Genomic DNA, 10,501 nt, shown 5'->3' on the forward strand with positions numbered 1-10,501 from the left:
CCAAAATAAACGACGGTTTTTCATATACCTTCCTTCGAAAAGTAAAACCAATTTACTGGTTAATGCTGACATATTATCGGTTAATACCTTAGCAGCAAACAACTAAATTACATGTTATGTTTATCATAGTATAAAAATAATAGCACATTGTCATACCTTTAAAAATATTGGTAATAGACTTGATTGATATCAGCAGGTAAATTGGTAAAACAATTTATTGACATAACCTGAATGATTGGTTAGTTTCTATTCAAGCAAAAGTGTTCCTTTAGCAGAATAATGTAAACCTTGTGTTTACGCACAAAAAAGGAAATCGACTAATCTGGGGAGGTTAATGTGAAATTTAACGAGACAAGCAATGCTTTGAGATTAACAGGATTTAAGTTGCTATCGAGGTCAGTGATTTATGACTCGGCACTAATATCCCTGTTAAGCACTAATAAGCGTGCAACAGAGACAAGCGAGTCAACACAATAACAGCACGTCACAGTCTCTTAAATGGCAAAGTAATTGGACTAGGTTAAGCTTACGGCTCAATACCATAAGAGTATCGTCAGCCAAATAACTTACCATTTCCAGACGGCTTTAATCACTATGCGCAGGCAGCGGATGATCTCGATTTCTTGGCTAACTTTACAGTGACAGATTGCTTATAGCTTTCTTTCAAAGCCCTGAACATGTTGGATGAATCACTAATAATTACCCTTAAATAACAACATAGTTGCTGATTATTCACATTCTGACGCTAACAAATTCTAAGGTGAAAAAGTAATTTTTTTAACCTTTACCCCGCGATAACTACTGAAAGTAGCCATGGGGATATCATTTAAACAGTATTAAACGAGAGACTAGATGAATCATTCAAATATCAGCACGCCAGCATCACGGCATTGGTTATTCACTCAGTTGTTAGTCTTCTTAATGCTTTGCACACCATCAATATACGTGCAAGCAAAGGATCGCCTAGTAGCAACCCAAATCGAATATAAGAAAGCACTAAAACAAGCTCAACCTGGCGATAAAATTATTCTCAAAAATGGCACATGGCAAAACTTTGAAGTGTTATTTATGGCAAAAGGCACAGCTGATGCGCCGATTGAATTAACTGCACAAACCAAAGGAAAAGTGATTCTGTCTGGTCAATCAAACCTTAAATTGGCTGGTGAATACCTACAGGTCTCAGGGTTAGTCTTTAAAAATGGCTATACACCGAGTAATGAAGTCATTGCCTTTAAGAAAAGCAAAACAGAGTTAGCTTATCACTCCCGTGTTACCGAAGTGGTTATAGATAACTATAGCAATCCTGATAGACAAGAATCAGATTATTGGGTCAGCCTAAACGGCCAAAATAACCGACTTGACCACAACCACTTTATTGGTAAACGCAATGTTGGTGTTACTGTAGCTGTGCGTTTAGACAGTGAAAACAGTCAGCAAAATCATCATCGAATTGACCACAACTATTTCGGTCCTCGACCAATTTTGGGATCAAACGGTGGCGAAACCCTCAGAATTGGCACCAGCCAATATTCACTCACTGATTCTTTTACCGTGGTGGAAAATAATTATTTTGATCGCTGCGATGGCGAAGTCGAAATTATTTCGGTCAAGTCAGGTAAAAACCGTATTCAAAATAACGTCTTTTATGAATCAAGAGGCACATTAACCCTAAGGCACGGTAACGGTAATATTATCGACAGCAATGTGTTTTTGGGTAATGGCGTTGAACATACCGGCGGGATCCGCGTGATTAACCGCGATCAAACCATTACTAACAACTACCTAGAAGGCTTAACCGGCAGTCGTTTTGGCAGTGGTTTTACCATCATGAATGGTGTGCCTAACTCGTCAATCAATCGTTACCATCAGGTGGTTAACGCCAATGTTAATAACAACAGTTTTATTAACCTTGACCATATTGAACTGGCTGCAGGCAGTGACAACGAGCGATCTGCTGTACCCTTAGACAGTAAATTAAGCCAAAACCTATTTGTTGGTTCAAGAGCACCATTTACACTATACGACGATGTAAATGGTCTCACCTTTACCGATAATGTCAGTAACTTTGCGACCAAGGCACTTAATCCCGTGCTCGCGAAAGGCATTAACTCTCAAAAAATCACCATGCAACGAGCTGCAAACGGCTTGGTATACCCAAAGGATGCAAAACTTGCTGAATACGGTGCCAACAAAACTCTTACTCCAACATTAAAACAAGATACTGGTGCTTCGTGGTATCCAAAAACAGAACCCACTGTTGCATTCCAATCAGGTAAAACAATAAACGTTAGCGCAACTGACGATGAGTTAGCAGATGCAGTAAAAGATGCCCAACCAGGTGATATTTTATTACTCAAAGATGGCCAATATAGCATCAGTAAAATACTAAAAGTCAGCAAAACGTTAACCTTTAAAGCAGCTAATGCACATAAAGCCATTATCAGCTTTGAACGCCCTACTCTGTTTGAGATTCAAGACAACGGCAACTTGCAACTAGATGGTTTAGTCATTACAGGCTTAAACAGCCCAGATGCTGCGGGTAATAGTGTGGTAAGAACTCGTAAATGGGGCATGTTAACCAATTACCGTTTTGAGATGACTAACAGCATTGTTGAACAACTCAATGTGAATCATTCATTCCATTTCTTCGATTCTGGCAGTCGTGCTTTTGCCGACATGATTAATGTTAACCATAGTCAATTCCGTCATATTACCGGTGATTTATTTCGTTTAGATAAAGAAACCGACGATTTGGGTATTTATAACACCGAATACCTCATATTAGACAATAACCAGTTCGACGATATTGAAGGTGCTATTGCCTCGGTATACCGCGGTGGAACGGATGAGAGTACTTTTGGTCCTCATGTATCAGTTACTAACAATGTCTTCACTAGAGTAGGTCAAGGCGGTCGGAATAAAACTGGCGCGTCATTGAAGCTACTTGGGGTTCAAATGAGCCAAATAGAGCACAATCAATTTAACGACAGCGCCCCAATTGTTGTTGATCACACCGTCGGTGAACCACAAACACGCATTGCACATAATCAGTTTACTAATACCCCTAGTCCACTAGTAACTGAGTTAGTTGCAATAGGTAAACACACAGCAGATATCAACAATAACAAAGTGCAAAAACTATGAATAATTTCAATATAACGGCAGGCGTAGGCCCAGTGACGCATGTAATTAAGCTGGTCGGAAAAATAGCGTTATTGGTATCAATGACGTGCGCTATTTCGCTGCCAGTAATCGCGGCGGATCATCCGAATTTAGTCATTAATCAGCAAGATGTGGCCGCAATGAAACTGGCCATCATTCATCCCGGGGCATTTAAAAATGCATTTGATGCCAAACTTAGCGCCGTTGAATTAGGTCTTACTCAACCAATTGAAGTGCCAGTACCAAAAGATGCGGGCGGCGGTTATACCCACGAAAAGCACAAAAGCAATTATCAACAAATGTATGATACTGGCATTATTTATCAGCTAACTGGTGATAAAAAATATGCCACATACGTTAAAGATATGTTGTTGCAATACGCCACTCTTTACCCAACGCTACCTTTGCACCCTATGCGTAAAAGTAACAATGAAGGTAAGCTTTTCTGGCAGGGACTCAATGAAGCAGTTTGGTTAGTACACACGATTCAGGCTTATGACTTCGTTTATGATGCGTTAACACCTGAAGAACGTAATACTATCGAAACAGGTGCTATAACGCCTGTGGCATTATTTTTGTCGGAACAATCACCGCACACCTTTAATAAAGTTCATAACCACGGGACTTGGGCCACCGCAGCTGTGGGAATGAGTGGTTATGTGCTGGACAAACCATTATGGGTTGAACGTGCACTGTACGACTTAAATCTCGCCAAAAAAGGCGGTTTTATGCGTCAGCTTGACGAGTTGTTTTCACCTGACGGTTATTATAATGAAGGGCCATATTATCAACGTTATGCGTTAATGCCATTTGTGACGTTTGCTAAAGCCATAGAACTAAACGAACCACAACGTAAGATATTTCAATACCGCGATGGCATTTTACTTAAAGCCATTTCGAGCACTGTTGAACTCAGCTATAACAAGCTATTTTTTCCGCTTAACGATGCGATTAAAAGCAAGGGAATTGACACCATCGAGTTAGTTAACGGTGTGGCTATTGCCTATGGCCTAAACGCTGATCCACGCTTATTAGACATAGCCCAACAACAAAACAATATTCTACTGACAGGCGATGGATTAAAAGTCGCTCAAGGATTAGATAATAAACTACAACAACCGTTTCCATTTACTTCGAAGTTGTTCCGCGATGGCCAACAAGGTGATGACGGTGCATTAGTGGTTATGCGACAAGGTAAAACCACCGACCAAGCTGTTGTATTTAAAGCAACCGCTCAAGGTTTAGGTCATGGTCATTTTGATAAGTTAACTTGGCAGTTTTACGATGCTGGTAATGAAATTGTATCCGACTATGGCGCTGCACGTTTTCTAAATGTTGAAGCTAAATTTGGTGGACGTTATTTACCTGAAAATGACACATGGGCAAAACAAACTATTGCCCATAACACCCTAGTTGTTGACGAGAAAAGTCATTTTAATGGCAAGCTTAAAGCGGCTAACAAGAATAACCCTACATTACACTTCTATTCAGCAAAGCAAGATCTCACCATTGCGTCGGCTTCTATCGACACCGCTTATGATGATGTCGCCTTTAAGCGCACTCTCGCCTTAGTCAATATCGAACAACGAGATGAAGTAATTGCCATCGATATTATGCGAGTGATAGCTAACAAGCCACATCAATACGACTTACCAGTGCATTACCAAGGGCAATTAATCGACACCAACTTTGATAGACAGGCGTCGCTAACTCAATTGTCTGCTTTAGGTACCGAAAATGGTTACCAACATCTATGGTTGTTAGCAACTGCTAACCTAGCCAAAGCCACTAATAAACTGGCTAAAGTCACTTGGTTAAATGATAACGGCCATTTTTATACCCATAGCACGTTAGTCAACACTAACTTCAACAATGCCACTAACGAGCAAATGTTATTCACCCAATTGGGTGCCAACGATCCGGATATGAACTTACGCCAACAGCAGTCGTTCATTCACCGAGTGAATGCCACTAATCATACTTATGTCAGCGTGATGGAGCCACACGGCGAGTACAATCCGTCAAAAGAATACACCCTAGAAGCCACCAGCAGTGTTGCTGAACTCATCCATCATCAACAAGCTGAGCTAGAAGCGGTGCAAATACACTTTACCGACGGACAACAATATTTATTGGCAATCAATCATGCTGATAACGCTGTGACTCAAGATACCCAAAGTGTCATTAGCGTCAACGGGGTGCAATACCCGTTTAGCGGACGCGCCGAATTATTAGACATTAAAGAATCCAAGTAACACAAAATTAAAATAAAAAGGAATAAACACCATGCAACAGAGTCAACATTTTTCATTTGGGGATAGCACCGAAATAGAAGATATCGGTGGTGGACTAAAACGCCAAATGCTGGGGTTCAACAATGAACTGATGGCAGTAAAAATTTGGTTTGATAAAGGCGCTGAAGGTTATGTTCATGCTCACCGCCATTCACAAGTATCGTATGTGGTTGAGGGCGAGTTTCATGTCAATGTCGATGGCGTGATTAAGGTACTTAACGCTGGTGATAGTTTCTTTGTGCCACCTCATGTAGACCATGGTGCAGTTTGCCCAACTGGTGGCATTTTAATTGATACCTTTAGCCCGGCTAGAGAAGACTTTGTTGAGGGCTTAGCATGAAAAAAGTCCCCCTTAAATTGAAGCACCTACGTTGGCTTGTTGTCAGCTTAGTGGCACTCGCGACTGTCATTAACTACATCGACCGATCTGCCCTTGCCATTATGTGGCCAGGCATTGCAGAAGATTTAGGTTTAGATAAAAGTGATTACGCCAACATTATTACCGTGTTCATGATCTCATATGCTATTGGTCAGTCACTATTTGGTAAGATATTTGATGCTATTGGTACTCGCCTAGGGTTTTTATTATCCATTGTGGTGTGGTCGGTCTCAATCGCCCTGCATGCTGTTGCAGCAAGCGTTACCTCATTTGCTATTTTTAGAGCTATGCTTGGGCTAGGCGAAGCGGGTAACTGGCCTGGTGCAACCAAAGCGAATGCTGAATGGTTTCCGATTAAAGAACGCGCCCTAGCACAAGGTATCTTCAATGCTGGTGCGTCTTTAGGCTCGATTATCGCCCCACCATTGATTGCCTTTTTGTATGCTTTTTTAGGATGGCAGGCAACCTTTATCGTCATTGGTAGTTTGGGTATTCTTTGGATTTTACCTTGGTTGATTGTTTATAAATCATCACCAGACTCACACCCATGGATCACTGAAGAAGAACGCCAACATATCTTAACCGGACAGCAATGCACTTCAGAAAAACAACAGGACAAAGAATATGTGCCCACTATGGGACAGTTATTACGTCACCGTCAAACTTGGGGAGTGATTGCAGCACGTTTCTTTATCGACCCAATCTGGTGGTTATTTGTTGCTTGGCTACCATTGTATTTAAACGAAAAATTTGGCTTTGATGTTAAACAAATTGGTGCATTTGCTTGGTTACCTTATGTAGGCGCTGCCATCGGAGCACTATTTGGTGGTTGGTTTAGCGGCCACTTAATGAGCCGAGGCTGGTCAGTAAATAAAGCCCGTCGTAGTGCAATTGTCCTAGGTTGTGTGGTTATGCTGCCAGCACTATTACTCACATCTCTCGCCGCAACACCTTGGATGGCAATGGGACTTATAGCGCTTATATTATTTGGTTTTCAAACGGCTATTGGCAACGTACAAACCTTACCTAGCGATTACTTTTCAGGTAAAACCGTTGGTACCTTGGCCGGCATTAGTGGCACATCGGCAGTATTAAGCGTGATTATCACCATCCAATTAGTACCGATGATGACCAAAGGTGGTGACTATACCCCGTTCTTTATTCTAGGTGCGGCATTAGTTCCATTAGCATTAATTTCGTTGTGGTTAGGCGGAAAAATTGAACCGGTAAAAAGGAAGGCATAACCGTGAAGAGTCTGTTTTTATTTGGTGAGTGCATGGTTGAATTACAGCGTGTAACGGCCACCAGCTTACAGCAATCTTTTGCTGGTGATGTGTATAACACTGGGGTTTACCTTAAACGTACCTTTAGTGATGTTAACACGCACCTTGTCACAGCCATTGGCGAAGATAGTTTTAGCAAGGCCATGTTGCAGCGCTTTGAAGATGAAAATATTAATACTGATATGGTCTTTAAAAGTACTGACAAAATTGCTGGTCTGTATGCAATACAAACTGACAGTAAAGGCGAGCGCAGCTTTACATACTGGCGCAATGATTCTGCCGCAAAGCAAATCATGCAATTTATTGACGATGCAGCCATCAGTAAAATATCTCAGGCAGATATGGTGTTTTTTTCAGGCATTTCTTTAGCGGTGATTAAGGAAGAAGATCGAGACGCATTTTGGTTACTGATTAAACAATGTAAGCAAGCGGGTGTCAGTATTGTATTTGACCCTAACTACCGCGCAAGAATGTGGCACAGTCCGGACCAAGCAAAAGCACAGTTTGATATTGCGTTTAGTGTGGCCGATGTCGTACTGCCAGGTGTTGATGATTTTAATCAACTTTACAGTATTAGCTCCGTTGAAGACATCATTGCATTCTGTCAGCCTTACGACATTAACGAACTGGTGATTAAAAATGGTGAAAACGGCATTAATTATGTAATTAATGGCCAGCAACAGCATTTCTCAATCACACCAGTGACGAATGTTGTAGATACCACATCTGCGGGTGACTCATTTAACGGGGTGTATTTAGGCGCGCGCTTAACTGGCGCAGATATAAGCACAGCGATTAAATTAGCCTCCCAGGCTGCGGGATTTGTGATCCAGCATAAAGGCGCAATCGCACCTAAAATTGAGTTTCATCAATTTATTGAACGTCAAAAGTTGATGATGCAATAACAGCTAAATTGTAATCTTTTATAGCTGATATAAAGGCTTGATAACATGTAGTTATCAAGCCTTTTTTATTTATTAAGCGAAGATTGATATCTCGCTTATTAAGCCATTCGTGTTTTAGCTGCAAACCAAGTAATATTACTGAATGATATGGAGGATTTATCCTATAAAAGCAATAAGAAGACATTGAACATGGACTATTTAGCCATCAATAAACACGCATGGAATGAGCGAACCCAAATCCACCTCGACTCAACATTTTACGACTTAGACGCATTTATCCAAGGTAAGTCATCATTAAACCCCATTGAACTTGAACAAGTCGGCGATGTGCACAACAAAAGCCTGTTGCACCTACAATGTCACTTTGGACAAGACAGCTTATCGTGGGCAAGACTTGGCGCCAAAGTAACTGGCGTAGACTTATCAAGCGAGTCGATTGCTACAGCAAAAAAATTGGCTGCTCAATTACACTTACCTGCAACATTCATCAACAATGACATCTATCAATTTGGTGATCACAATACCGAGCAATATGACATCGTATTCACCTCTTATGGGGTGTTAGCTTGGTTACCAGACTTAACTCGCTGGGCGCAAACTATTGCTGGAGCATTACGTCCAGGCGGTGAATTCAATTTAGTTGAGTTCCATCCTTTTAATGATGTGTTGTGTGGTTATGGATACTTTGCACAGACACAACCGGATATCGAAGATGAAGTGACCTACACCGAAAACCACAACGACCAAATCGAAACCGTAGTCACTTGGCCGCACCCGATAAGTGAAGTCATTAGCGCACTTATTAGTGCAGGACTCAGTATCGAAGCGTTTAACGAACACCCTTACAGCCCCTACAACTGCGTTGAAGGTTTGGAGTTTGTGGTAGGCAAAGGTTACCAGCTAAAACATCAAGGTCATGTCATCCCGCTTATTTACTCTATTAAAGCAAGAAAGACAGCATAAATCATATTTATAGTTCGCTCTAACCACTTGATATTTAACACTGTCATAACGGTGTCGTCTACATGGCGTCACCGACAGTTGAACAACCTATTCATAGTATTGTTGACTACAGAGGTGAGGAATAAAAATGATTGTCAAAAAGTTACGAGAAAAAAATAATTGGTCACAAGAGCAACTAGCCCGATTAACAGGAGTAAGCTTAAGAACAATTCAGCGAGTAGAAGCTGGTAATAAAGCTAGTCTTGAAACACTTAAGTCTCTCGCCTCTGTTTTTGAAATTGAACTTTCGAAATTAACAGAGGTAATTACCATGCTAGATAAGAATTGTACCGAATGGAAAGCAGAACCTTGGTTTATCAAGTTTTTCCTGTTTGGAAGCACAAAACGTACACATATGATAATTTCAGAATACACATTATTGGCAATAGGGATTATTGCTTGGCTGATGTTTAAAACTATTGAACTTACCACCCCAATCGCATTTTTATTTGCCTATCTTAATAGCAAATTAGTCAGTTATATTGACGAAAAAGGTTATTGGTAATAAACAAATCTATTCGTGATTAATGCTACTCATAAATATAAAGTGACTAGGCAACGCACATTGGTGAGTTGCCTTTTATTATAGATGAATAATTGCATCAACTAGACTTACTTTTTACTCTCGGTTCGCTTTTAGTGGATGACTGTTGATGTGTTGAAGGCGGTGAAAATAATATCCGTAAACGTTGTTTTAGAGATAATTGCGCTTGGGTCACATCACGCCACATGTCGCGCCATTCACTAAACGTTACCACTAACGGGTTAAAACTGTTTACTGGCTTAGTGATGCCGTATTGCACAGTTTCAATCTCAGGCTCAAACGTACCAAACATTTTGTCCCAAATTATCAGCACACCCGCATAGTTTTTGTCGATATATTGTGGGTTACGTCCATGATGCACACGGTGATGGGACGGCGTATTAAAAATCAATTCTAGCGGCCCTAACGACTTAATCGCTTGGGTATGAACAAAAAACTGCAATCCCAAATTAAGTAATACTGCAAACACCACCCAATTAGGATCAAAGCCAATCACCACTAAAGGCAACCAAAACAGCCACATTCCTGCCAATGGGTACATTAAGCTTTGTCTAAATGCAGTGCTGAAATTCATGTTTTCTGAACTGTGATGCACCACATGCGCAGCCCACATCCAGCGAATACGATGGCTAGCACGATGGAACCAGTAATAACAAAAGTCTTGAGCAATGAGCAATAAACCAAAAGTGAATAATGTCATTTCAATATCAAATAAGCGCCAACCGAAAAAGTGTAAATATATCTTCGCAATCAACAAGCCTGCGATGATATCCGCCACTTGATGCATGCCTGCCAATACAAAATTACATAACACTTCGGCTGGACGATATTGAGCATTACTCGGTAATCTCTGGGCGCGAACACCAAACCACCACTCCAATAAAATGCAGCCGAAAAAAATCGGGGCCAACACCAGTAATAACCACTCAGGG

The 10,501-nt window shown here is 40.9% G+C and carries 8 protein-coding genes; 7 read left to right on the forward strand and 1 reads right to left on the reverse strand.

Translation table 11 applies throughout. The annotated features are described in order from the left end of the window. Nucleotides 1-921 precede the first annotated feature (921 nt). From H5202_RS13595 to H5202_RS13625, 7 genes are all read left to right on the forward strand, one after another. Nucleotides 922-3,144 carry a chondroitinase-B domain-containing protein gene (locus H5202_RS13595; protein ID WP_443019408.1) on the forward strand — a complete coding sequence of 741 codons (2,223 nt, stop codon included), beginning with the start codon at nucleotides 922-924 and terminating at the stop codon, nucleotides 3,142-3,144. Next, nucleotides 3,141-5,417, forward strand: coding sequence for a heparinase II/III domain-containing protein (locus H5202_RS13600; protein WP_182772543.1), 2,277 nt, complete (start codon nucleotides 3,141-3,143; stop codon nucleotides 5,415-5,417). Before H5202_RS13595 ends, H5202_RS13600 begins: the two co-directional genes overlap by 4 nt. 31 nt (nucleotides 5,418-5,448) lie before the next feature. Continuing rightward, nucleotides 5,449-5,796 (forward strand): cupin domain-containing protein, encoded by a 348-nt coding sequence (locus tag H5202_RS13605; RefSeq protein WP_182772544.1) that lies wholly within the window; start codon nucleotides 5,449-5,451, stop codon nucleotides 5,794-5,796. Continuing rightward, complete coding sequence (locus H5202_RS13610; RefSeq protein ID WP_182772545.1) at nucleotides 5,793-7,079, forward strand: MFS transporter; 1,287 nt, start codon at nucleotides 5,793-5,795, stop codon at nucleotides 7,077-7,079. The genes H5202_RS13605 and H5202_RS13610 overlap by 4 nt, the downstream gene beginning before the upstream one ends. Before the next feature lie 2 nt (nucleotides 7,080-7,081). Beyond that, entirely contained in the window at nucleotides 7,082-8,023 is a 942-nt protein-coding gene (locus H5202_RS13615) for a PfkB family carbohydrate kinase (RefSeq protein WP_182772546.1), read from the forward strand. A 189-nt stretch (nucleotides 8,024-8,212) separates the two neighbouring features. Next, on the forward strand, nucleotides 8,213-8,986 hold the full coding sequence (locus tag H5202_RS13620) for a class I SAM-dependent methyltransferase (RefSeq protein WP_182772547.1): 774 nt from the start codon (nucleotides 8,213-8,215) through the stop codon (nucleotides 8,984-8,986). Nucleotides 8,987-9,113: 127 nt separating this feature from the next. Then, on the forward strand, nucleotides 9,114-9,530 hold the full coding sequence (locus H5202_RS13625; RefSeq protein ID WP_182772548.1) for a helix-turn-helix domain-containing protein: 417 nt from the start codon (nucleotides 9,114-9,116) through the stop codon (nucleotides 9,528-9,530). Between the two features lie 97 nt (nucleotides 9,531-9,627). On the opposite strand, the gene H5202_RS13630 is transcribed toward H5202_RS13625, so the two are convergent. Next, on the reverse strand, nucleotides 9,628-10,501 hold an 874-nt coding region (locus H5202_RS13630; protein WP_182772549.1), incomplete at its 5' end, for a sterol desaturase family protein.

The sequence above is a fragment of the Shewanella sp. SG41-4 genome (genome assembly GCF_014164505.1).
Lineage (GTDB): Bacteria > Pseudomonadota > Gammaproteobacteria > Enterobacterales > Shewanellaceae > Shewanella.